Source organism: Nocardioides flavescens, assembly GCF_009823805.1.
GTDB classification, from domain to species: Bacteria; Actinomycetota; Actinomycetes; order Propionibacteriales; family Nocardioidaceae; genus Nocardioides; species Nocardioides flavescens.
In genome coordinates, this window is the sequence record NZ_WUEK01000006.1 from 72807 (window position 1) to 95213 (window position 22407).

22 protein-coding genes are annotated in these 22407 nt (G+C 73.6%); 16 read left to right on the forward strand and 6 right to left on the reverse strand.

The window, feature by feature from the left end; translation table 11 throughout:
* Positions 1-183: 183 nt before the first annotated feature.
* Entirely contained in the window at positions 184-1575 is a 1392-nt protein-coding gene (locus GRQ65_RS11065; protein WP_160878030.1) for a glycoside hydrolase domain-containing protein, read from the reverse strand.
* 225 nt (positions 1576-1800) lie between these two features.
* On the reverse strand, positions 1801-3255 hold the full coding sequence (locus GRQ65_RS11070) for an MFS transporter (RefSeq protein ID WP_160878031.1): 1455 nt from the start codon (positions 3253-3255) through the stop codon (positions 1801-1803).
* Between the two features lie 125 nt (positions 3256-3380).
* Here GRQ65_RS11070 and GRQ65_RS11075 point away from each other — a divergent pair, with 125 nt between their 5' ends.
* The 5 genes from GRQ65_RS11075 (at position 3381) to GRQ65_RS11095 (ending at position 8231) form a co-directional block, all read left to right on the forward strand.
* On the forward strand, positions 3381-3935 hold the full coding sequence (locus tag GRQ65_RS11075; protein ID WP_160878032.1) for a TetR family transcriptional regulator: 555 nt from the start codon (positions 3381-3383) through the stop codon (positions 3933-3935).
* 19 nt (positions 3936-3954) lie between these two features.
* Entirely contained in the window at positions 3955-4680 is a 726-nt protein-coding gene (locus GRQ65_RS11080) for a hypothetical protein (protein WP_160878033.1), read from the forward strand.
* A gap of 49 nt (positions 4681-4729) precedes the next feature.
* Positions 4730-6988: a phosphoribosylformylglycinamidine synthase subunit PurL gene (gene purL, locus GRQ65_RS11085; protein ID WP_160878034.1), complete on the forward strand. Its 2259-nt coding sequence runs from the start codon at positions 4730-4732 to the stop codon at positions 6986-6988.
* Positions 6989-6994: 6 nt separating this feature from the next.
* Positions 6995-7411, forward strand: coding sequence for an alternative ribosome rescue aminoacyl-tRNA hydrolase ArfB (gene arfB, locus GRQ65_RS11090; RefSeq protein ID WP_160878035.1), 417 nt, complete (start codon positions 6995-6997; stop codon positions 7409-7411).
* A 118-nt stretch (positions 7412-7529) separates the two neighbouring features.
* Positions 7530-8231, forward strand: a complete 702-nt coding sequence (locus tag GRQ65_RS11095; protein WP_160878036.1) for an alpha/beta hydrolase family protein — start codon at positions 7530-7532, stop codon at positions 8229-8231.
* Here the strand turns inward: GRQ65_RS11095 and GRQ65_RS11100 are convergent.
* Positions 8184-8978: a hypothetical protein gene (locus tag GRQ65_RS11100; RefSeq protein WP_202387963.1), complete on the reverse strand. Its 795-nt coding sequence runs from the start codon at positions 8976-8978 to the stop codon at positions 8184-8186. The two genes, GRQ65_RS11095 and GRQ65_RS11100, sit on opposite strands and share 48 nt — an antisense overlap.
* 193 nt (positions 8979-9171) lie before the next feature.
* Between GRQ65_RS11100 and GRQ65_RS11105 the strand changes: the two genes are divergently transcribed.
* Together GRQ65_RS11105 and GRQ65_RS11110 are read left to right on the forward strand one after the other, a co-directional pair.
* Entirely contained in the window at positions 9172-9828 is a 657-nt protein-coding gene (locus GRQ65_RS11105) for a histidine kinase dimerization/phospho-acceptor domain-containing protein (RefSeq protein ID WP_160878037.1), read from the forward strand.
* 65 nt (positions 9829-9893) lie between these two features.
* Complete coding sequence (locus GRQ65_RS11110) at positions 9894-10178, forward strand: histidine kinase dimerization/phospho-acceptor domain-containing protein (protein WP_160878038.1); 285 nt, start codon at positions 9894-9896, stop codon at positions 10176-10178.
* Here GRQ65_RS11110 and GRQ65_RS11115 read toward each other — a convergent pair.
* Both GRQ65_RS11115 and GRQ65_RS11120 read right to left on the reverse strand, forming a co-directional pair.
* On the reverse strand, positions 10156-11025 hold the full coding sequence (locus tag GRQ65_RS11115; protein ID WP_160878039.1) for a DNA-formamidopyrimidine glycosylase family protein: 870 nt from the start codon (positions 11023-11025) through the stop codon (positions 10156-10158). The two genes, GRQ65_RS11110 and GRQ65_RS11115, sit on opposite strands and share 23 nt — an antisense overlap.
* On the reverse strand, positions 10916-12265 hold the full coding sequence (locus tag GRQ65_RS11120; protein WP_160878040.1) for an MFS transporter: 1350 nt from the start codon (positions 12263-12265) through the stop codon (positions 10916-10918). The genes GRQ65_RS11115 and GRQ65_RS11120 overlap by 110 nt, the downstream gene beginning before the upstream one ends.
* Positions 12266-12337: 72 nt before the next feature.
* Here GRQ65_RS11120 and GRQ65_RS11125 point away from each other — a divergent pair, with 72 nt between their 5' ends.
* From GRQ65_RS11125 to GRQ65_RS11150, 6 genes are all read left to right on the forward strand, one after another.
* Positions 12338-12877: a helix-turn-helix domain-containing protein gene (locus GRQ65_RS11125; RefSeq protein WP_337191650.1), complete on the forward strand. Its 540-nt coding sequence runs from the start codon at positions 12338-12340 to the stop codon at positions 12875-12877.
* A gap of 149 nt (positions 12878-13026) precedes the next feature.
* The gene (locus tag GRQ65_RS11130; RefSeq protein ID WP_160878042.1) at positions 13027-13386 is read left to right on the forward strand and encodes a sterol carrier family protein; all 360 of its coding nucleotides are present in this window, start codon (positions 13027-13029) and stop codon (positions 13384-13386) included.
* A gap of 27 nt (positions 13387-13413) precedes the next feature.
* Positions 13414-14775 (forward strand): dipeptidase, encoded by a 1362-nt coding sequence (locus tag GRQ65_RS11135; RefSeq protein ID WP_160878043.1) that lies wholly within the window; start codon positions 13414-13416, stop codon positions 14773-14775.
* Between the two features lie 147 nt (positions 14776-14922).
* On the forward strand, positions 14923-16335 hold the full coding sequence (locus GRQ65_RS11140; RefSeq protein ID WP_337191651.1) for an FAD/NAD(P)-binding protein: 1413 nt from the start codon (positions 14923-14925) through the stop codon (positions 16333-16335).
* Positions 16336-16356: 21 nt separating this feature from the next.
* Positions 16357-16890: a TIGR00730 family Rossman fold protein gene (locus tag GRQ65_RS11145; RefSeq protein WP_160878044.1), complete on the forward strand. Its 534-nt coding sequence runs from the start codon at positions 16357-16359 to the stop codon at positions 16888-16890.
* Positions 16883-17392, forward strand: coding sequence for a hypothetical protein (locus GRQ65_RS11150; protein ID WP_160878045.1), 510 nt, complete (start codon positions 16883-16885; stop codon positions 17390-17392). Before GRQ65_RS11145 ends, GRQ65_RS11150 begins: the two co-directional genes overlap by 8 nt.
* A gap of 15 nt (positions 17393-17407) precedes the next feature.
* Here the strand turns inward: GRQ65_RS11150 and GRQ65_RS11155 are convergent, their stop codons facing one another.
* The gene (locus tag GRQ65_RS11155) at positions 17408-19195 is read right to left on the reverse strand and encodes a sensor histidine kinase (RefSeq protein ID WP_160878046.1); all 1788 of its coding nucleotides are present in this window, start codon (positions 19193-19195) and stop codon (positions 17408-17410) included.
* A 138-nt stretch (positions 19196-19333) separates the two neighbouring features.
* Here GRQ65_RS11155 and purF point away from each other — a divergent pair, with 138 nt between their 5' ends.
* From purF to GRQ65_RS11170, 3 genes are all read left to right on the forward strand, one after another.
* Entirely contained in the window at positions 19334-20890 is a 1557-nt protein-coding gene (gene purF, locus GRQ65_RS11160; protein WP_160878047.1) for an amidophosphoribosyltransferase, read from the forward strand.
* A 13-nt stretch (positions 20891-20903) separates the two neighbouring features.
* A complete protein-coding gene (gene purM / locus GRQ65_RS11165) occupies positions 20904-21989 on the forward strand; it encodes a phosphoribosylformylglycinamidine cyclo-ligase (RefSeq protein ID WP_160878048.1) in 1086 nt (361 codons plus the stop codon).
* 162 nt (positions 21990-22151) lie between these two features.
* Positions 22152-22340: a DUF3073 domain-containing protein gene (locus tag GRQ65_RS11170; protein WP_160878049.1), complete on the forward strand. Its 189-nt coding sequence runs from the start codon at positions 22152-22154 to the stop codon at positions 22338-22340.
* Positions 22341-22407: the final 67 nt, after the last annotated feature.

The following is a 22407-nucleotide window of genomic DNA, read 5'->3' on the forward strand; positions in this document are numbered from 1 at the left end:
ACTTTCCGCCGGGTCGGCGTACGTCTGACAGCACTTCACGCCGGGTCGGCGTACGGCGGGGCGGTCGCGAGCGGTCCGGGTCCCCACCCGGTGCACGCTCGCGACCACCCGCCTTCCCCGCCGGTCCGCGGAGACCCCCCGCGGACCGGACTGCCGGCGTACGCCGGACCGTCGCTACGACGGTCAGCGCTTGCCGGCCTGCAGCAGAGTCCAGGAGTCAGCCCCGAGAGAGCCGGTGGCGGCGATGCCGTGCTTGGCCTGCCAGGTGCGCACGGCCGCGTCGGTCGCGGTGTCGTAGCTGCCGGTGACCGGCAGCCCGTAGCGCGGCGAGGCGGCGTTGAGGGTGCGCTGGAGACGCTTGACGTCCTCGCCCGTGCTGCCGGTGGTGAGCGTCGGGGTCGGGCCGGCGGCGAGCAGCACCATCCACGCTTTGCGCGAGAACATCGCGGTCTTCTTCAAGCCGGCGCGCTTCTGCCACTTCTTCACGGCCTTGGTGAGCCGCTCGCTCCAGGCGCCCTTCGTCTTGCCCTTGAAGAGGCCCTGCTGCTTGAGCAGGCACTTGAGCGCGGCGACCTGCGCACCGTCCGGCTTGGCCGTGCGGGTCGGCGCCTTGATGCGCGAGTAGTTGGCCAGGTCGATCTGGGTGCCGTTGCAGGCGGTGGTCGGCGGGGTCACCGGAGCGGTCGGCGTGGTGGCGCCGAGCTCGAGGTAGTTGCTGTCGATGTTGATCGTCACCCCGCCCCAGGTCTCGTTGTGGCCGCCCTTGTACTGCTTCATGCGGCCGCCGGGACGCCAGCCGTCCTCACGGATGTAGGTCGTCGAGGTGTTGGCGACGCCGTCCCAGCGGGCGATCCAGATCTGGTCGGGCATGGTGAAGCGACCCGGGCGCAGCACGCGGGCGTCGTCGAGGTCCTTGATGCCGGACCCGGCGCTGGAGTAGACGCCGGAGACGTAGCCGAGCGACTTGATCCCCTGGGTCCAGCCGCTCATGAACGACAGGGCGGACTCGCGGCAGGCGGTGTTCTTGGAGTCGTAGCCCTCCATGTCGTACCAGAGGGTGCTGCCGGGCACGATGCCGAGCGCCTGGGCGGCGGCGACAGCCGTGGAGGCCTCGGCGCGGCCCTGGGCGAGGGCGGCGGAGTAGCTGCCGTCGGCACCGGCCGAGCCGTTGACGACCGCCTCGCCGTAGCGCGGGAAGCGCGGGTTGCAGAAGGCCTGCGGGCCGAGGGTGATCGGCAGGATCTCCCACCCCTTCGCGAGCTGGGTCGCGACCCAGGTCGAGGTGAGGTTGGGCTGGTCGCGGCAGGCGCGCGAGGCGCCGGAGGTGTAGACCCCCACGGCGCGGAACGGCGACGCGGCGAGCCAGGCGTCCATCTTGTACTGCTCGGGGGTGAGGCACTGGTCGAAGCCGTAGCCGGTGAAGGCGCCCGGGGTGACCGGGTTCGTGGCCTTGGCGGCGAGGACGGTGGGGGTCGTGGTCGCCGTCCCGAGCGCGCCCGCGGGAGCTGGTTGCAGGCCCACGAGGGCCGCTCCGAGGACGGCGGTCAGGACGGCGAGACGGGTGCGGCGAGGCATGACGAGGGCTCCTTGTGGGAGTCGGTGGGCCGGGGTCCGCCACGACCGTAAGTCACACCAGTCACACCCGTCACGCCGACGGGTCTAATTACAAGACTGTAGTTCGGAACGCCCTAACCGGCGTGGTTGAGCCGGTTCCGGCAACGGTGGTTGAGGAAGGACAAAGTCCTGTCTCGAAACCACTCCCGACGCGGAGTGGTTTCGAGACGGTCCTCACGGACCTCCTCAACCACCGAGTGGGCGGCGGCGGGAGACGAACGTCAGGAGCGTGGCGACGAGAGCCAGCGCGGCCAGAGTGGCCGAGGCCAGGAACGCCGCGTGCGCGCCGTCGAGGAAGGAGGTGGAGGCACCGGACCCGGTGTGAGCGGCGAAGACGCTCACGATGACCGCGAGGCCGACCGCGCCACCGAGCTGCTGGAAGGTCTGCAGCAGACCGGAGGCGGCGCCGGCGTGCTCGGGCTCCACGCCTCCGAGGACGGTAGAGGTGACGGGCATGAAGACCAGGCCGGCCGAGACGCCGTTGAGCAGCATCGGGCCGAGGAGCCCGCTGAGGTAGCCGTCGCCGGCGCCGAGCGTGCTCAGCCAGGCGAAGCTCGCGGCGAGGCCGGTCGTGCCCGTGACGATCATCGGCAGGGCACCGACGCGGCCGAGCAGCTGCGGCGTGACCCGCGACATCGTGAAGATGCCGAGCGTCAGGGGCAGGAACGCCAGACCCGAGGTCATCGGGCCGAAGCCGAGCTGGCCCTCGACGTACTGCACGACGAGGAAGAACATCGACAGCTGACCGGCGACCACCAGCCCGATGACGGCCAGGGCGCCGACGCGGCGGCGGTTGCGCAGCAGGGCGGGCCGCACCATCGGGTGCTCCACGCGGCGCTCGGTCGAGACGAGGGCGGCGAGCAGGAGGGCGGCGACCACGAAGCCCAGCACGGTGCGCACGGAGGACCACCCGTGCTCGGGGGCGCCGATGAGGGTCCACACGAGCGCGACCGCGCCGCCGGTGGCGGTCACCGCGCCGACGAGGTCGAAGCGGCCGGGGCGGCGCGGGGTCTCGTCGAGGAAGCGGCGGGTGAGGGCGAGGACGGCGAGACCGATCGGGACGTTGATGAACAGCGTCCAGCGCCACGAGCCCAGGTCGGTCACGGCGCCGCCGAGAAGCAGGCCGATGGACATGCCGCCCGAGGTGACGGCGCCGAACAGGGCGAGCGCCCGCAGCCGGGCAGGCTCGTCGGGAGCGCTGGTCGTCAGCAGGGCGAGCACGCCGGGGGCGGCGAGCGCGGCGCCGGCGCCCTGGAGGGCGCGGGAGGCGACGAGCATGTCGGGCGAGGTGGCGAGACCGCCGACGAGGGAGGCGACGGTGAAGACGGCGAGGCCGGCCTCGAAGAGACGGCGGCGGCCGAAGACGTCACCGAGGCGGCCGCCGAGGAGCAGCAGCCCGCCGAAGGCGAGGGTGTAGGCGTTGAGCACCCACGAGAGCGACGCGGGGCCGAAGCCGAGGTCGGCGTCGATGTGGGGCAGGGCGACGTTCACGACGGTCGCGTCGAGGATGAGCATGAGCTGGGCGACCAGGACGATCGCGATGCCGGCGGCCGCGCGTCCCGCGCCGGAGGGGAGGTCGACGGGGTGGTCGCTGCTGTCGCGGACCGTCCCGGTGGACTCGTCGAAGGTGGCGGAAGACATGGATGTGTGGTCCTGTTCTGCCCCCGAGGGGCGAGGTACTCTTTGAACCGGAGGATGGCTCCGCTTCCCTCCAGAACGATACGGAGAGTGTCTCCGTTTAGCAAGCACCGAGAGGAAGCACGCCCGTGCGCGCCGACGCGAAGCGCAACCGAGACCGCATCGTCGAGGTCGCGCGCCTGGTCTTCCGCGAGCAGGGCTACGACGCCCCGCTCGACGAGATCGCCAAGCGCGCCGAGGTCGGCGCAGGCACCCTCTACCGGCACTTCCCGACCCGTGACGACCTCGTCGACGCGGTCATGCAGTCGTGGGTCGACTCCGTCGACACCGCCGTCGACAAGGCGCTGGCCCACGAGGGCGACGGCCGGGCGGTGCTCATGGCGTGGCTCGAGACCTACGTCGGCCTGATCAGCCTCCACCGGGGCGGGCCCGCCAAGATCACCACCGCGATGGGTGACCCGGAGTCGCCGATCCGCAGCAAGTGCCAGGTGCTCGCGGGGGCCAACCAGCGCGTCATCGAGCGGCTCACCGACGACGGCGTGCTGCGCGACGGCGTCGAGCCGCTGCAGCTGTGCCGCCTCGTCGGCGGCGTCGCCACGGTCGCCGACCAGAGCGAGCTCGACGCGCCCACGGTGCGCTCGCTCCTCGAGGTCGTCGCGGACGGGTTGGTCCGACAGCCCTGACGTGGGGTACACCTGAGGCGTGGCAGACCCGGCACCCACCTCAGGCTGGCCTCCGCCGCACCCCTCCCCGCCCCTGCCCGCGCCGCGCGAGTACGGCGTGCCGGGGACTCCGACCCGCCGTCCGCCGTACGTCGTGGGCGCGGTCGTCGCGTTGGTGCTCGTCGCCGTCGTCGTGGCGGTCGTGCTGCTCGTGACGGGTGGCGACGACCCCGAGCAGGGCACCGCGCGGGAGCCCGTCGCCTCGTCGTCGGCGCCCGCCGAGGCCTCGGAGAGCGCGAGCGCCGCGCCGGCGTACTCCTGCTGGGACGGCAGTGCCGCCACCGACCTCGCGCAGTGCAGCGCGCCGAGCGGGGAGGCCGGGCTGCGCTGGGTTTTCCCCGGCCTGGCGGACGCGCGCTGCGGGAAGGCGTCGGCGGGCGGCCCTGGCGTGACGACCCGGGTGCTGTGCGTCTACCGCCTGGCCGACGGCTCGCGCGCCCAGGTCGGGCTCTTCGCGTGGGCGTCGGTCGCGGACGGGCAGGCGTTCTACGACGGTCAGGGCCTGCAGCGCGACGCCACCACGACTGCGGACGTCGTCACGTGGGGCGCCACCGAGGGCGGGCGGGCCAAGCTCGCCACGATGTACGCTGCCGCGCCGTACAGCGCGACGGTGACCTACCCCGCGGCCGGTGCCCTGAGCGCCGAGGACCGGGCCGCGCTCTCACCGCGCCCCGTCGGCGAGGTGACCGGGGTGGCGACGCAGTAGATTGTCCGCCGTGCCCGCGCCCTCTGTGACAGGCCCGACGACCAGCCCAGTGACCGGACTCGACACCGTCGCCCACGCCGCCGAGGACCCCCAGCGGCAGCAGCCGTGGGCCGACCTCGGGCTCAAGGCCGACGAGTACGCCAGCATCCGCGAGATCCTCGGGCGCCGCCCGACCTCGGCGGAGCTGGCGATGTACTCGGTGATGTGGAGCGAGCACTGCTCCTACAAGTCGACCAAGGTCCACCTCAAGCAGTTCTCCGAGATCCCGCAGGAGACGCCGGCCGGCGCGATGCTCGCCGGCATCGGTGAGAACGCCGGCGTCATCGACATCGGCCAGGGCTACGCGGTGACCTTCAAGGTCGAGTCGCACAACCACCCGTCGTTCGTCGAGCCCTACCAGGGCGCGGCCACCGGGGTCGGCGGCATCGTGCGCGACATCCTGGCCATGGGTGCCCGCCCCGTTGCGGTGATGGACCCGCTGCGCTTCGGCCCCCTCGACGCCGACGACACCCATCGGGTGCTGCCCGGGATCGTCGCGGGCGTCGGCGGCTACGGCAACTGCCTCGGCCTGCCCAACATCGGCGGCGAGGCCGTCTTCGACGCGACCTACCTCGGCAACCCGCTCGTCAACGCCCTGTGCGTCGGTGTGCTGCGCCACGAGGACCTCCACCTCGCCAAGGCGTCCGGTGCCGGCAACCAGGTCATCCTCTACGGCGCCAGGACCGGCGGCGACGGCATCGGCGGCGTCTCGGTGCTCGCGAGCGAGACCTTCGAGGACGGCGGGCCCGCCAAGCGCCCGGCCGTGCAGGTCGGCGACCCGTTCATGGAGAAGCTGCTCATCGAGTGCACGCTCGAGCTCTTCGCCGCCGGCGTCGTCGCCGGCATCCAGGACCTCGGCGGTGCCGGGCTCTCCTGCGCCACCTCCGAGCTCGCCTCGGCCGGTGACGGCGGCATGCACGTCGACCTCGACAAGGTGCCGCTGCGCGACTCCACCCTCGCTCCCGAGGAGATCCTCATGAGCGAGTCCCAGGAGCGGATGATGGCCGTCGTCGAGCCCGACGACGTCGCCCGCTTCCTCGCGATCTGCGCCAAGTGGGAGGTCGACGCGACCGTCGTCGGCGAGGTCACCGACACCGGCCGTCTCCACATCGACTGGCACGGCGAGCGGGTCGTCGACGTGCCGCCCCGCTCGGTCGCGCACGACGGTCCGACGTACCACCGCCCCTACGCGCGGCCCGAGGCGCAGGACGCGCTGCAGGCCGACGGCGCCGAGTCGCTGCCGCGCCCCTCGACCGGTGCGGAGCTGCGTGAGACCCTGCTGCGCCTGGCCGGCAGCCCCAACCTGTGCGACAAGTCCTGGATCACCGACCAGTACGACCGCTACGTCCAGGGCAACACCGTCCTGTCGCAGCCCTCCGACTCCGGCATGGTGCGCATCGACGCGGAGACCGGCCTCGGGGTCTCGGTCTCGACCGACTGCAACGGCCGCTTCGCCGCCCTCGACCCGTACGCCGGCGCGCAGCTCGCGCTCGCCGAGTCCTACCGCAACGTCGCGACCGGCGGCGCGGTGCCGCTCGCCATCTCCGACTGCCTCAACTTCGGCTCGCCCGAGGACCCGGGCGTCATGTGGCAGTTCGCCGAGGCTTGCCGGGGCCTCAAGGACGCCTGCCTCGAGCTCGGCATCCCGGTCACGGGCGGCAACGTCAGCCTCTACAACCAGACCGGCTCGACGGCGATCCTGCCCACCCCGGTCGTGGCGGTGCTCGGGGTCGTCGACGACGTCACGAAGCGCACCCCCACCGGCTTCCAGGCCGAGGGCGAGCGGGTCTTCCTGCTCGGTGAGACCCGCGAGGAGCTGTCGGGCTCGGAGTGGGCCCACGTCGTGCACGGTCACCTCGGCGGCCTCCCGCCCGCCGTCTCGCTGGCGGCCGAGCGCTCGCTCGCCGAGCTGCTGCACGAGGGCGTCGGTCTGCTCACCTCCGCCCACGACCTCTCCGAGGGGGGCCTCGCCCAGGCGCTCGCGGAGTCGTGCCTGCGCCGCTCCGTCGGCGCACGGGTGGAGGTGCCGGGCGACGCGTTCGTCGCTCTGTTCTCCGAGTCGGCCGCGCGCGTGCTCGTCACGGTCGCGCCGGACGACGCCGACGCGCTCGTCGGTCTCGCGGAGCGCCACGGTGTGCCGATCGCGGCGCTCGGTGAGACCGGTGGCTCGGCGCTGTCGGTGTCGGGCGACTCCGGCGCGGAGTTCGAGGTCGACCTCGGCGACCTGCGCGAGACCTGGACCCGCACCCTGCCCGACGCGCTGGGCTGACCTCGCGTGGCCGACGACCTCGTCGTCACCGCCACCTGGACGATCCCGGCCGGTGACCTCGCCGAGCGCTTCTCGCGCTCGTCGGGGCCGGGCGGGCAGGGCGTCAACACCGCGGACTCACGCGTCGAGCTGTCCTACGACGTGCGCCGCGCGCCGGCCGGCGTACGGTCCCGGCTGCTCGACCGCCTCGCCGGCCGGCTCGTCGACGGCGTGCTCACCGTCGCCGCCTCCGAGCACCGCGCCCAGCTCGACAACCGCCGTGCCGCCCGCGAGCGCCTCGTCGAGCTGCTGCGCCGCGCCGCCGCCCCGCCCCCGCGCCCCCGCCGGGCGACCAAGCCCACGCGCGGCTCCCAGCGCCGTCGGCTCGACGCCAAGAAGCGGCGAGGCGAGGTCAAGCGCGGGCGGCAGGGGCGCTTCGACTGAGGGCGGGGTCGGGGGTGGCGGTGCGTGAGCAACCGTCCTGCTGCTCGGGGAGGTTGCTGGGGCACCGCTCCCCGGGTGCGGTGCGGCTGGGCGCCAGCCGAGCGGGCACCGTGGGGACATGACCCCTGAGCGCATCGAGTACGGCGACGACCCGAGCCAGTTCGTCGAGCTGACCCGACCTGAGGGCGAGCCCCGGGGCGTGGTCGTGGTCATCCACGGGGGGTTCTGGCGCGCGGCGTACGACCTCGAGCTCGGCCGCCCGCTGGCCGCCGACCTGGCCGGCCGGGGCTGGGCGGCGCTCAACGTGGAGTACCGCCGCGTGGGCAACGGCGGCGGCGTGCCCGAGACCCTCGACGACGTGCGCGCGGCCATCGGCACGCTCCGCGGCACCGGGCTCGACCTCGCCCGCGTCGTGACCCTCGGCCACTCGGCCGGTGGCCACCTGGCGACCTGGGCGGGCGGGCGGGTGCAGGGCGTCACCCACGTGATCTCCCAGGCCGGGGTCGTCGACCTGGTCGGCGCCGAGCGCGAGGGGTTGGGCGACGGGGCGACCGCGCAGTTCCTGGGTCACGACCCGGGTGCGGGCGACTCCGACGTCGACCCACTGCAGCAGGTCCCGCTCTCCGTGCCGGTCTGGTGCGTGCACGGGCGCGACGACACCCACGTGCCGATCAGCCAGTCGCGCACCTACGTCGACGCGGCGCTCGCCGCGGGTGGGCAGGCCGAGCTGATCGAGGTCGACGGCGACCACTTCGTCGTCATCGACACCGGCTCAGAGGCGTGGCGGCTGACCGTCGAGGTCCTCGACTCCCTCGGCTGACGCGGGCGCGGGCGCCGGTGCGACGTACGGCTCCCCGGGCGGCAGCGTCGAGATCTTCTGCCAGATCTTGCGCGACAGCCCGACCGTGAGCTGCTCGACGGTCGACACGGTGTCGAGCACGACCGCGTCGCGTGACTCCTCCGCGCACAGGGCGGCGGTCTTGCCGACCAGGCTCAGCATCTCCGAGCAGTAGTCGAGGTAGCGCTCGACCTGGTCGCGCGTCATCCCGAGCGGCCGACTCGCGCTGGTCGGCACGAAGCTCGGCTTCAGCTGCTCCGGGTCCTTGGTCAGCTGGTGCATGTCGATGATGTGGGCGGTCGAGCGGAGCTGGTGCAGCAGGTCGAGCAGCTGGCCGCGCTGCAGCCGCTCCGGGAACGACCACAGGAAGAACACCGCGATCCCGGCGAAGACCACGTCGTTGACGACGGTCTCGATCAGCGGCAGCAGGTCGAGCGAGCTGTCCACCGCACCGTCGTCGGTCACGGCGTCCCAGGTCGCCATCGCGAGGGCGACGACCGTCGCGACGAGCACCAGGAGCATCGCGACCCGCGAGCCCACCCGTGCGGCCCGGATGCGGTGCTGGCTGCGCGACGAGCCGCTCGTCACCTCGTCGATGATGACCAGCAGGTCGCCGCAGACCCGGCGCAGCCCGCGCTCGGGGAAGCGGGCCGCCACCCGCGCGTACAGCTCCTCGACGGTCTGGCGCACCGCCGCCGCCTCGAGCGGCTCGTGCATGCCCCGGCTCACGCGCCGACCGTAGCGTCCGGCCACCCCGCAGGGGTGAACCGTCAAAGCGGAGTTGACGAATCACGTGTGAGGTCCGAGCGTGGTGGGGAAGGATGTGCATGCTCCGGGGGGTACCGCGAGACGGAAGGGGTCACGTGTGGACCGCCACCTCGGAACACTCGAATCACTCGGCGGCCTCGACCTGCGTCAGGTCATGGAACGCACCGGTGTCGGGCTCGTCGCCTGCGACGAGCACGGTGAGCTGACCCTCCTGAGCCCGCCCCTGCAGGAGCTGTTCGGGATCGGCTTCGCGCCGATCGCCGAGGCGGCGCTGCCCGAGGTCTTCCACCTGTGCCGCGAGGACGGCGTCACCCCGCTGCCGGTCGAGGAGATGCCCCTGGCCCGCGCCCGGGCGGGGGAGTACGTCGCCGACGCGGTCATCGGGGTGCGCGACCGCCACGGCCGACAGCGGTTCCTGCGGTGCAACGCCGCGCCGCTCGAGCGCCACGGGCAGTGCCGCGGCGCGATCGCCCTCGTCCAGGACGTCACCTCCGAGCTCGAGGAGGCCGCGACCTCCGATCGCCTGCACCGGCGTCTGGTGCAGGTGGTCGACCACGAGTTCCGGACCCCGCTGACCGCGCTGCTCGGTCACCTCGAGGTCGTCCGCGACCACCTCGGTGGCGAGGTCTCGCCCGACCTGGCGCGCTCGCTGGAGGCCGTCGAACGGGCCGGCTGGCGACTGCGCGACCTGGTCTGCCGCGTCTCGGGCCTCATCGAACGCGACGCCGACCGGCACCGGGCGGGCCGCACCGCCGACGGCGCGCCGCTGCGGGCGGTCGGCCGTCCGGCCCCCGAGCGGCGTACGGGCTGAGCGACGGTCCAGACCAGGGACGGGGGTCAGGGGTCGAGCCCCTGAGGCGGGGGTAGGAACCCTGCATGGAAGGTCTCGGACTCCCCCTCGGCGCTCAGGGCACGGCTCTACGGCCGCTGCCCGTGTCGCTGGCCGACGCGATCAACCACGAGTTCCGCACGCCGCTGGCCTCACTGCTGGGGCACCTCGAGATCGTCCGCGACCACGCCGGTGACCTACCGCCGGAGGTGCAGTTCTGCCTCGACGCGATGGAACGGGCCGGCGAGCGCCTCAGCGACCTCGTCACGACGGCCGCCGACATCGCCGAGGCGAGCGAGCACGCCGCCCTCAGCGAGGTGCGGGCGAGCTGACCGAACGCCGGCGCCGGCCCTCGGGCCCGGGGCCGGGCTGGCAGTGCGGGCACCACCAGGTGCGCCGGTTGTCGGGATCGTTGGGCAGCTCGTCGGCCATCTGCACGACGGTGCCGCAGCGCAGGCAGGGGCGCCGCTGCCGCCCGGCGACCCAGTGGTCCTCGCCCCGTCGGCTGCTGCCGGTCGTCACCTGGTAGGCGCCCGGCACCGTCGCCGAGTGGTGCAGGGCGGTCGCCGCGCGGTCGACGAGGCGGCGTACGCCGTCGTGGCCGAGGTCGCCGATCGGCGTCCAGGGGCTGCGCCCGATCACGTAGGCGAGCTCGTTGGCCCACAGGTTGCCGACCCCCGCCATCAACGTCTGGTCGAGCAGGGCCGAGACGAGCGGTCGGCTCGGGTCGGTGAGCAGCCGTCGTGTCGCCTCCTCGGGCCGCCAGTCGGCCCGCAGCGGGTCGGGGCCGAGGTGGCCCACGACCTCCGACTCCTCGGCGGTGGCGACGAGCTCGAGCTGGTGTAGCCGCAGGCCGTACGCCGTCGCGCCGGTCTCCAGCTCGAGGACGACCCGCACCTGCGGCATCAGCCGGGTCGGCAGGCGCTTGCCGGGCCGCACGACCGACCACTCGCCGTCCATCAGCAGGTGGCTGTGCAGCGTGACCGGGGGCCCGTCGTCGGTGCCGGAGAACCGGGTCAGCAGGTGCTTGCCCCACGTCGCGTGCTCGAGCAGGGTGCGGCCGCTGAGGTCACGGGTGGCCAGGCGCGGCACCCGCAGGCTCGCGGCGGTCACCAGCCGCCCCTTCGAGGCGCGGTTGAGCTTGCGCGCCAGCAGGTAGACGCTGTCTCCCTCCGGCACCCGTCCAGTCTGCCTGGGCGGCCCAGGCGTCGGGACGGGGGACGTCCCGCACCGCGCGGCTGAGGGTGGGCAGCAGGGCGACGAGCGCGGTCAGCACCGCCAGTGCCGCGACGGTCGCGCGTCCGCCGAGCCCGGCCAGCAGTGCGCCCGCGAGGACTGGCGCGAGCGGCATGGTCGACCAGGACAGGAACTGCGACACCGACTGCACCCGACCGACGAGCTCCGGCGGCGTGACGCTCATCCGGTACGCCGCGATCCCGGCGTTGCCCGCGGGGTTGAGGAACACCCCGAGGGCCAGCGCGGCGGCCACCACGGCGGGGTGGCTCCAGCAGACCATCGGCAGCAGCAAGGGCACGAAGCTCCACGCCACCACGACGGTCAGCCGGCCGGTGCGCACGCAGGCGATCAGCCGCGGCGCGACGACGGCGCCGGCGATGCCGCTGAGGCCCGCGGCCGTCTCCACGAGACCGATCTGCCAGGCCGGGAAGCCGTCCTGCACCAGACGCAGGGTCGCCGCGACGAACACGGCGTTGACCGCGAGGTTGGCCCCCATGCCCCACACGGCGAGGGTCCGGAACAGTGGCCGGCTCCACACGAACCGGAACCCGGCGATGAGGTCGCGGCGGGCGCTGCCGCGCGTCGCCGACGTCCGGGGCGTGGGACGCAGGTCGGTGCGCAGCCGCCCGAGCAGGACCCACGCGAGCGCGAACGTCACGGCGTCGAAGAGGAACGGCGCGGCCCGGCCGACGGCGTACAGCGCACCGCCCAGGGGTCCGCCGACCAGGTCGGCGACGCGCTCGCGGGCGGCGTTGCGGCTGAGCGCCGACGGCAGCTGCGAGGTGGGGACGACGGCGGGGATCGCGGCGTTCTCCGCGGGGGCGAAGAGCCCCGCGGCGGCCCCGGTCAGCACCCCCACCACGAGCAGGTGGGCGAGCGTGAGGGCGTCGAGCGCGACGGCGACGACGAGCGAGGCGTAGAGCACGACCCCGCTGCCGGCGGCCCAGCGCAGCACCCGGCGCCGGTCGACGCGGTCGGCCACCACGCCCGCGGGCAGCAGGGCCAGGGCGGTGCCGAGGAGCTCCGCAGCACCGGCCAGCCCGGCGAGGAGGGCCGAGCCCGTGAGCGCGTAGGCGACGAGTGGGAACACGAACATGCTCACGCGCGTGCCCAGCAGGTTCACGGTCTGGCCGACCCAGAGCACGGTGAAGTCGTGGTTGCGGTGCAGCGGGGTCTCGACCACATGCGCAAGATTACGTGCGCACTATTGCTTGCGCAATGATTGTTGCGCACTGAGACGTGCGAGACTGGTGGCGTGCACGACCCGACCGTCCTCCGAGCGATCGCCCACCCGGTGCGCACGCGGATCCTGGGCGAGCTCGCCGCCCAGGGCTCGCTGCGCGCCGCCGACATCGCCCGCGAGCTCGACATCCCGGCCAACCAAGCGAGCTTCCACCTGCGCCAGCTCGCGAAGTACGGCCTCGTCGAGGAGGACGCCGCCGCCGCGCGCGACAAGCGGGACCGGGTCTGGCGGGCGACCTCGCCCGACGGTCTCACCGTCGACCTCGGCTCGATCGAGCGCGCCCCCGGCGGCGCGGCCGCCTCCCGCGTCTTCCGCGGCCAGGCCGCGGCGCACGCGCACGAGCTCGTCGACGCGGCGTACTCCGACGACCGTGAACCCGGCACCCACCGCACCGTCGCCGAGCACACGCTGCGTCTCGACGAGGACGAGGCTCGCGACCTCGCCGCCGAGCTCACCGGCGTCCTCGACGCCTGGACCGAGCGCACCCGCGGCCGTGACCCCCGCCGCCGCACCTACACCGTGCTCCAGCTCCTCCAGCCGACCCCGCGCTAGGTCGTCTCGCCTGGGGTCTGGTCGGACTTGACGTGCTCCCCGGTCCGGTAGTCACCGACGTTCCGGGGGTCTGAGAGGGCTCTCAGGGGTGCCGTACGTCGGTGACTACCGCAGGAACGTCGGTGAGTACCGCCCGGTATCGTGACGAGGTGCCTGCCCGCCTGCGCGTCGAGGACCGAGCGACGGTGGTGGCGGCGCTGGAGCGGGTGCGGGGCGGTGAGGCCGAGAAGGGTGACCTGCGACTGCTGGTCAAGCACTATCTGGCCGTCCTCGAGACCCGGGCGCCCGGTCACTCGGTCGAGGTGCGGGTGCCGCCGTACGCCGCGGTGCAGGCGATCCCCGGGGTGCGGCACACGCGCGGCACCCCGCCGGCCGTCGTCGAGACCGACGCGCAGACCTGGATCGCGCTGGCCACCGCCGAGCTCACGTGGGCCGAGGCCACCGGCGAGGGCCGGGTGCGGGCGAGCGGCGAGCGCGCCGACCTGACGTCGTACCTGCCCCTGACCTGAGGCCCGACGCGCCCTAGGGTCGGGAGCATGACCACCGAGCACACGACCGAGCAGCTGCGCGCGACGGTGCGCGAGCTGATGCCCGCACTGCGCCGAGACCTCGAGGACCTGGTGCGCATCGAGTCCGTGAGCGCCGACCCGGCGCGGGCGGCGGAGGTGCAGCGCTCGGCCGAGGCGGTGGCGGACCTGTTCCGGGCCGAGGCCTTCGACGAGGTCGACATCGTCACCGCCGGCGACGCGGGTGTGGCGCCCGCCGTCATCGCCCGCAAGGCCGGCCCGGAGGGCGCGCCGACGGTGCTGCTCTACGCCCACCACGACGTGCAGCCCGAGAACGACCCGGCCGAGTGGGACTCCCCGCCGTTCGAGGCCACCGAGCGCGGCGACCGGCTCTACGGCCGCGGTGCCGCCGACGACAAGGCCGGCATCGCCGCCCACCTCGGCGCGATCCGCGCCTGGGGTGACGAGCTGCCGGTCAACGTCGTCGTCTTCGTCGAGGGTGAGGAGGAGGTCGGCTCCGACACGCTCCCGCAGCTGCTCGCCGAGCACCAGGAGCGGCTGCGCGCCGACGTCATCGTCATCGCCGACTCCGGCAACTGGGACATCGGCGTGCCCGCGCTGACCACCTCGCTGCGCGGGCTCGTACGCGCCGACGTCGAGGTGCGCACGCTGACCCACGCGGTGCACTCGGGCATGTGGGGCGGGCTCGTGCCCGACGCGCTCATCGCGCTGTCGCGGTTGATCGCCAGCCTGCACGACGACGACGGCAACGTCGCCGTCGAGGGGTTGTACGCCGGCCCGGCGGCCGACGTGGAGTACCCCGAGGAGCGGCTGCGCGTCGAGTCGGGCGCCACCGCCGACGTGCAGTGGATCGGTGACGGGTCGGTCGTCGAGCGGCTCTGGACCCGCCCCGCGCTCAGCATCACCGGCCTCGACGCCCCCAAGGTCGACGGCGCCTCCAACACGCTCGTGCCCGCGGCCCGCGCCCGGATCAGCATGCGGATCGCGCCCGGCGACACTACCGAGAGCGCCCTGGCCGCGCTGCGCCGCCACTGCGAGGCCCACGTGCCGTGGGGCGCCCAGCTCGGGTTCACCGTCGTCGACACCGGCGAGGCGACCCAGATCGACGCCACCGGTCCGGCGTACGACGCCGCCCGCTCGGCCTTCGAGGAGGCCTGGGACGGCACCGCGCCGATCGACATGGGCGTGGGCGGCTCGATCCCGTTCATCGCGGAGTTCCTCGAGGCCTTCCCCGAGGCGAGCGTGCTCGTCACCGGCGTCGAGGACCCCGACACCCGCGCCCACGGCGCCAACGAGGGGCTCCACCTCGCCGAGTTCGAACGGGTCGTGGTCGCCGAGACGCTGCTGCTGCGCAACCTGTCCCAGCGGTAGTCACCGACGTTCGAGCGGTAGTCACCGACGTTCCGGGTGGGTGAGAGGTGTCTCAGGCCCCCGGAACGTCGGTGACTACCGGGCCGGGGCCACCACTCCCGGCGCGCCATTGGCGCTAAACATGAGTGACCTACTACAGTTCTCAGGGTGCTGAAGCCCGAGTCGAACGCCGTGTGGCCCGCCGAGCAGGACCCGAGCGGCACGTCGTACGCCGACGTGGCGGTGATCGGTGGGGGAGCGAGCGGCACGCTGACCGCGATCCACCTGATGGCCTCGCGCTCGCACGCGCTGCAGGTCACCGTGCACGATGCCTCGGGCGAGCTCGGCAAGGGCCTGGCCTACGGCACGAGCGACCGGCGCCACCTCCTCAACGTGCGCTCGCGCCACATGAGCGCGTTCCCCGACATCCCCTCCGACCTCGTCGAGTGGGCGAAGCGGACGGGCCGCCAGCCCGACGCGCAGGCGTTCCTGCCGCGCCGCGACTACGCCGTCTACCTGCGCGAGACGCTCGACCGGCTGCGCGACGAGCGGCTGACGTTCCGGGCCGAGCGCGTCTGTGACGTCCGGGTGGTCGACGGCGGCTTCGAGGTGCTGGCCCAGGGCGGTCGCACCACGCGGGCGAGCTCGGTCGTGCTCGCCCACGGCAACCAGCGCCCCGCGCCGCTCACCGTCGACGGCACCGAGCTCCCGCAGGCGCCCTGGCACCTCGCCGACCCCTGGGACGTCGACCGCCTCGCGGCGCTGCCCGAGGACGCCGTGGTCGTGCTGGTCGGCACCGGCCTGACCGCCGTAGACGCAGTGATCACCCTCCTCGACGACGCGCCCGCGCGCCGCGTGGTCATGGTCAGCCGCCACGGGCTGCTGCCCGAGGCCCACATCGAGCAGAACTCCACCGCCTGGCTCAGCCCGGTGCCCGAGGGGCCGGTCACCGCGGACCAGCTCGCCACCCTGCTGCGCGACCAGATCGCCGCCGCCGCCCGTCAGGGCGTCGACTGGCGCGCCGTCGTCGACGGTCTGCGGGCGCCGACCCCGTCGCTGTGGCAGCGCCTCGACCACGACGAGCGGCGCCGCTTCCTCGCGACGTACGGCCGCGCCTGGGAGATCCGCCGCCACCGGATGGCCCCCGGCGTCGCGGCGCGGCTCGACCGCTACCGCGAGGAGGGGCGCCTCGCCGTCGTCGGCGGCGGGCTCCAGTCGGTCGCCGACCGCGACGACCGCGCCGAGGTCGTCGTGCCGGGGCTCGCCGCACCCGTGGTCGCCGACGCCGTCGTCAACTGCACGGGCCCCATGAGCGACGTCTCGCGCAGCACCGACCCGCTGCTCTCCGCGCTCGTCTCGCGCGGTCTGCTCACGCCCGACCCGCTGCGCCTCGGCATCGCCTGCACCCCGCACGGCGAGGTCCTCGACGCGACCGGCGCCGTCGTCCCGGGGCTCTACGTCGTCGGTCCGCCGCGCAAGGGCGTGCTGTGGGAGACCACCGCCGTGCCGGAGATCCGCAACCAGGCGGCCGCACTGGCGCAGAGCCTCCCGCAGAGGATCAGGGCCCTGACCCCTGCCTGAGGGCGCCTGCATGATGGGACCGTGCGCATCGCGGTCTTCCTGGGCTCCTCCGCCGGCACCGAGGCCCACCGGGCCGCCACCATCGCCGTCGCCGAGGGGCTGGTCGACGCCGGCCACTCGCTCGTGTACGGCGGCGCGCGGGTCGGCCTCATGGGGCTCCTCGCCGACACCGCGCTCGCCGCGGGCGGCGAGGTCCACGGCGTCATCCCGCAGCACCTCGTCGACCGCGAGGTGGCGCACGACGGCCTGAGCGCCCTCGACGTCGTCGGCTCGATGCACGAGCGGAAGGCCCGGATGGCCGAGCTCGCCGACGCCTTCGTGGCCCTGCCCGGCGGCGCGGGCACCCTCGAGGAGCTCTTCGAGATCTACACGTGGTCGATGCTCGGCCTGCACGCCAAGCCCATCGCGCTCTGGGACCCCGACGACTACTGGACGCCGCTCGAGGAGCAGCTCGACCGGGCGGTGGCCGACGGCTACCTCGGCACCGGTCCGCGGGCGGCGCTGACCCGGCTGAGCGACGTACCGTCCCTCCTCGCGTGGTGCGACCGTGCGTGAGCACCGCCTCGCGGTGCTCGCCGCCGCGGCCCTGCTCGCCGGGTGCGCGCAGGAGCGCCCGGAGCCAGCCGCCGAGCCCGCACCCACCGTCGCCCCGCCCGACACCGGCACCGCGGCGCTGGACCTCGGCGAGCCGCGCACCGGTCGCGCGGTGACCACGACCCTCACCGACGTCCGGCCGGGCGCCGGCTCGCTGGACCTCGAGTTGGAGCAGTGCCTCTCGCCCGACGTCGAGCAGGACCCCGATGCGCCTCTGCTCTCGACCGACGCGTCGCAGTGGGTGGTCGTCGGTGCCGACGGGGGCGAGACCGCGGGGGAGCCGGTCGCGCAGACGCCGCGGCCGGCGTTCCCGGTGGGCACGGCGCTCGTCCCGGGCGAGTGCGTGAGCGGTTGGCTCGGCCTCGCCGTGGCGGACGGGACGGCGGACGGGGCGGCGGACGAGGTGGAGCGGGTCGCGTGGCGGCCCGAGGGCGTGGCGACCGCGGAGTGGCTGCTCCCCTGAGGATCCGGGAGGAGGTCAGGCGGCGGGCAGGAAGACCCGGAAGACCGAGCCCTCGCCGAGGGTCGAGTCGACCTCGATCCGCCCGCCGTGGCGCGCCACGATCCGCTCGACGATCGTGAGCCCGAGGCCGGTGCCGGGCTTGGTGCGCACCGCCCGGTGCTCGGAGCGGAAGAACTCGCGGAACAGGTGCACCTGGTCCGCCTCCGAGATGCCGATGCCGTGGTCGGAGCACTCCAGGACGACGTCGGCGCCCTCGCGGCGCAGCGCCACGGTGACCTCGCTCGACTCGTCGGAGTACTTCATCGCGTTGGTCACGAGGTTGGTCACCAGGATGTCCAGCTCGGTGGGGTCGCCCAGGGCGAGCACGTCCTCGACGTCGCCGATCGTCTCGATCTTGACCCGCTGCTGGCTCGGGATCGAGGTCAGGCTGACGACGTCCTCGACGACGTCGGGCAGGTAGACCGACCGGGGCAGCAGCGGCATCCGCGGGTCGCCGATCTTGGCGAGCAGCAGCAGGTCCTCGACCACCTTCACGAGGCGTACGGCGCCCCGGTCGACGGCGGCGAGCACGCCGTGCGCCTCGGGGTCGAGGTCGACGATGGTGTCGAGGAGCTCGATGTTGGCGAGCATCGCCGCGAGCGGGCTCTTCAGCTCGTGGGAGAGCGTGGCGATGAGCGTCGTCTTGTAGTCGTCGAGCGCCTTGAGCTCGCGCACCAGCTCGCGCTCGCGCTCCAGCGCCCGGGCGTTGAGGACGGCGCGACCGAGGTCGCGACCGACCTCGAGGGCGGCGTCGGTCTCCACCTCGGTGAACTCGGGGTCGTCGGCCGAGCGGGTCAGCACCAGGCTGCCGAGCACCTCGGCCCCGGCGCCGAGGGGGACGAACAGCAGGGCCTCGACGCCGATGTCCTCGAGGTAGCCCAGGATCTGCTCGTGCTCGGGCGCCGAGATCGCGCCGATCGTGCTCGGGTGGGTCACCTGGTGCGAGACCACCCCGACCTGCTGGGCCGACCAGGCCTCGGCGGCGGCGCGCTCGGCGATGCCGACCAGGTGCTCGGGCATCTCGATCTCGGTCTCGCCGCCGGTGTAGATCGCGCCGAGTCCGTGGCCGTCGGCGTCGAAGGTGTGCACCCACATCCCCTGCGCACGGAAACCCGCCACCAGGCTCGGCTGGATCAGCCGGAGCATCGCGGCCAGGTCGGGCTCGCGCGAGGCCTGGCGCACCACCTCGCGGGTGGCCGAGAGCATCCGCACCTGCTCGGCCAGCTCCTCGCGCTCCACGGCCATGAGCAGCGCCTGGGCGGCCTGCTCGGCGTAGCGGTCGAGGATGAGCCGGTGCGCGGTGTCGGGCCGGCGCCCGTCGGTGGGGCAGTCGATCGACAGGGTCCCGCGCAGCACCCCCGCGTCGTCGTACAGCGGGGCGACGAGCAGGTCCATCGGCTGCCAGGCGTCGGGGCCGTCGAGGGGGGAGATGTCGGGCACCCAGCCCCAGGTCTCGACCTCGGGGTCGAGGCTCTCCTGGGGCACGAACTTGAAGTGGCCCCAGTCCTGGGCCTGCTCGAGCTCGCCGAGGAGGCGGTCGATGGGGGTGAAGGTGCCGTGCAGCGTGTCGCGGGCCTCCTCGCTGCCCGCCACCGCCATCACCTGCATGTGGTGGCTGTCGCGCACGACGCTCACCGCGGCGACCCCGAAGCCGGCCAGCTGGGTGATGCCCTCCGCCACGACCTGGAGCGCCTCCTGGGTCGTCTCGTCGGCCCAGCTCGTCGCCTCGTCGACGGGGGCCTCGGGGGGGCGTTCGCTGGACATCGGAACCTCGGGGTCAGGGAGCCCCCTCAGGCTACGGCCGGGTGGTCTGGATGTCTGCGGAACGCGCGCACCGCCTCTCACCGCTCCACGCCTCGTCGCGACTGCGCCCCTCGCCCCGATGCGGCCTAGACTCCGCAGGTGCCCTTCGAGCGCTCCCAGCGGACCTCCAGCACGCGGCGTACCGGCGACGGACGCCTCACCCACGAGCTCGACCCGCAGGACCGCGGGCCGCAGGACGCCTGTGGCGTCTTCGGGGTCTGGGCGCCCGGTGAGGACGTCGCCAAGCTGACCTACTTCGGGCTGTACGCCCTGCAGCACCGCGGCCAGGAGTCGGCCGGCATCGCGGTGAGCAACGGCCGCCAGATCCTGGTCTACAAGGACATGGGGCTGGTCTCCCAGGTCTTCGACGAGACCACTCTCGACTCGCTCAAGGGCCACGTCGCCATCGGGCACTCGCGCTACTCCACGACCGGGGCGAGCACCTGGCAGAACGCCCAGCCGACGTTCCGCCCGACCGCCCACGGCTCGATCGCGCTGGGCCACAACGGCAACCTGGTCAACACCCACGAGCTGCGCGAGATGGTCGCGGCGCTGCCCGGCCCGGCCGGCGAGCTCGACCTCAAGGCCGGCGAGGCCGGTGCCACCAACGACACCAGCCTGGTCACGGCGCTGCTGGCCCACCACCCCGACACCACGCTCGAGCAGCGTGCGCTGGAGATCCTGCCGCTGCTGCGCGGGGCCTACTGCTTCGTCTGGATGGACGACGACACGCTGTACGCCGCCCGCGACCCGCAGGGCATCCGCCCGCTCGTCCTCGGTCGCGTCGACCGCGGGTGGGTCGTCGCCTCCGAGGACGCCGCGCTCGCCACGGTCGGCGCCTCCGTCGTGCGCGAGGTCGAGCCGGGCGAGATGATCGCGATCGACGAGCAGGGGCTGCGCACCCACCGCTTCGCCGAGCCGGCGCGCAAGGGCTGCGTCTTCGAGTACGTCTACCTCGCCCGCCCCGACGCCACCATCAGCGGCCGCAGCGTCCACGCCGCGCGGGTCGAGATGGGCCGCGAGCTGGCCCGGCAGTTCCCGGTCGAGGCCGACATGGTGATGCCGGTGCCGGCCTCCGGCACCCCCGCCGCGTCGGGCTACGCCGAGGAGAGCGGCATCCCGTTCGGCGAGGGCTTCGTCAAGAACGCCTACGTCGGGCGCACCTTCATCCAGCCCAGCCAGACCCTGCGCCAGCTCGGCATCCGGCTCAAGCTCAACGCCCTCGAGCACATGGTGCGCGGCAAGAAGCTCGTCGTCGTCGACGACTCGATCGTGCGCGGCAACACCCAGCGCGCCCAGGTGCGGATGCTGCGCGAGGCCGGTGCGCTCGAGGTGCACGTGCGGATCTCGAGCCCGCCGGTCACCTGGCCCTGCTTCTACGGCATCGACTTCGCCACCCGCGCCGAGCTGATCGCCAACGGCCTCGACGTCGAGGAGATCCGCGCCTCGATCGGGGCCGACTCCCTCGGCTACATCTCCCTGGAGGGGATGGTCGCGGCCACGCAGCAGCCCGAGGAGCAGCTGTGCAAGGCCTGCTTCACCGGCGAGTACCCCATCGCGCTGCCGGACGAGTCGATGCTCGGCAAGCACCTGCTCGAGGCGACGCTCGCCTCGCCCACCCTGGGCAAGGCGCTGCCTGTGCTCAACAACCCGTAGGAGAGTCCCTGCCGTGACCGATGCTTACGCCGAGGCCGGGGTCTCGATCGACGCCGCCGACCGCGCCGTCGACCTGATGAAGGTCTGGATCGACAAGGCGAAGCGACCCGAGGTGATCGGCGGCATCGGCGGCTTCGCCGGGCTGTTCGACGCGAGCGCCCTGACGTCGTACACCCGCCCGCTGCTGGCGACCTCGACCGACGGCGTCGGCACCAAGGTCGCGATCGCGCAGGCGATGGACGTGCACGACACGATCGGCTTCGACCTGGTCGGCATGGTCGTCGACGACCTCGTCGTCTGCGGTGCAGAGCCGCTCTTCATGACCGACTACATCGCCTGCGGCCGGGTCGTGCCCGAGCGCATCGCGGCGATCGTCAAGGGCATCGCCGAGGCGTGCGCCGAGGCCGGCTGCGCGCTGGTCGGCGGCGAGACCGCCGAGCACCCCGGCCTGCTCGCCCCCGACGAGTACGACGTCGCCGGCGCGACGACCGGCGTCGTGGAGGCGGACCGGCTGCTGGGTCCGGCGCGGGTCCGCCCGGGCGACGCGGTCATCGCGATGGCGTCGAGCGGCCTGCACTCCAACGGCTACTCCCTGGTGCGCCACGTCCTGCTGCGCGCGGCGGCCGACGGCGGTGCCGGGTGGGACGTCGAGCGGCACGTGCCGGAGTTCGGCCGCACCCTCGGCGAGGAGCTGCTCACCCCGACCCGCATCTACGCCAAGGCCTGCCTCGCCCTGGCCGCCCAGGACGGCGTCCACGCGATGGCCCACGTGACCGGAGGTGGTCTCGCGGCCAACCTCGCCCGCGTCATGCCCGAGGAGCTCAGCGCGACGCTGGAGCGCGGCACCTGGACGCCCGCGCCGGTCTTCGACGTGGTCCGCCAGGTCGGCTCGATCCCGCAGCCCGACCTCGAGGCCACGCTCAACTGCGGCGTCGGCATGGTCGCGCTGGTGGCCCCCACGGTCGTCGACACGGCTATCTCGCTCCTGGCCCAGCACGGCATCGACGCCTGGGTCGCCGGCGAGGTCTCGGCCGCCACCGGCGCTCTCGAGGGACGCGGCGGGACCGTCGAGCTGGCGGGTCAGCACCCCGGCTGGTAGCCCCTAGTGAGCCGATCTGCGCGCTGTTGCGCGGTTTCGGGTCCATTTCCGTGTCCTGGTGTGCGGGAACAGCCAGGCAACAGGTAGCGTTGCGCGCACGAGAACTCTTTGAGACAGCCCGGGAGCAGACTTGCCCCGGCCGAGTGCGAGGGGGCTGACCCTATGGGGCGCGGCCGTGCAAAAGCCAAGCAGACGAAGGTCGCACGCGACCTGAAGTACCGGACCCACGAGACGGACTTCGGGGCCTTGGCCAACGAGCTCCACCGTGAGACCGGAGAGACGTCGTCCGACGACGTCGACCCGGAAGTCCTGGAGAAGTGGTCGGACTACTCCGGCCCCTCCCGCGACTGAACCCTCTCGGGGGCGCCTGCGCTCCCGGACGTCGTACGACCACCGCGACGGTGGTCACCACCCCAGG

Bases quoted from the DNA above. Each gene is read 5' to 3' on its own strand.
- GRQ65_RS11070 (WP_160878031.1), bottom strand. From the start codon at position 3,255: ATGTCTTCCGCCACCTTCGACGAGTCCACCGGGACGGTCCGCGACAGC.
- GRQ65_RS11095 (WP_160878036.1), top strand. From the start codon at position 7,530: ATGACCCCTGAGCGCATCGAGTACGGCGACGACCCGAGCCAGTTCGTC.
- GRQ65_RS11105 (WP_160878037.1), top strand. From the start codon at position 9,172: ATGGAACGCACCGGTGTCGGGCTCGTCGCCTGCGACGAGCACGGTGAG.
- GRQ65_RS11155 (WP_160878046.1), bottom strand. From the start codon at position 19,195: ATGTCCAGCGAACGCCCCCCCGAGGCCCCCGTCGACGAGGCGACGAGC.
- GRQ65_RS11110 (WP_160878038.1), top strand. From the start codon at position 9,894: ATGGAAGGTCTCGGACTCCCCCTCGGCGCTCAGGGCACGGCTCTACGG.
- GRQ65_RS11170 (WP_160878049.1), top strand. From the start codon at position 22,152: ATGGGGCGCGGCCGTGCAAAAGCCAAGCAGACGAAGGTCGCACGCGAC.
- GRQ65_RS11135 (WP_160878043.1), top strand. From the start codon at position 13,414: ATGACCACCGAGCACACGACCGAGCAGCTGCGCGCGACGGTGCGCGAG.
- GRQ65_RS11065 (WP_160878030.1), bottom strand. From the start codon at position 1,575: ATGCCTCGCCGCACCCGTCTCGCCGTCCTGACCGCCGTCCTCGGAGCG.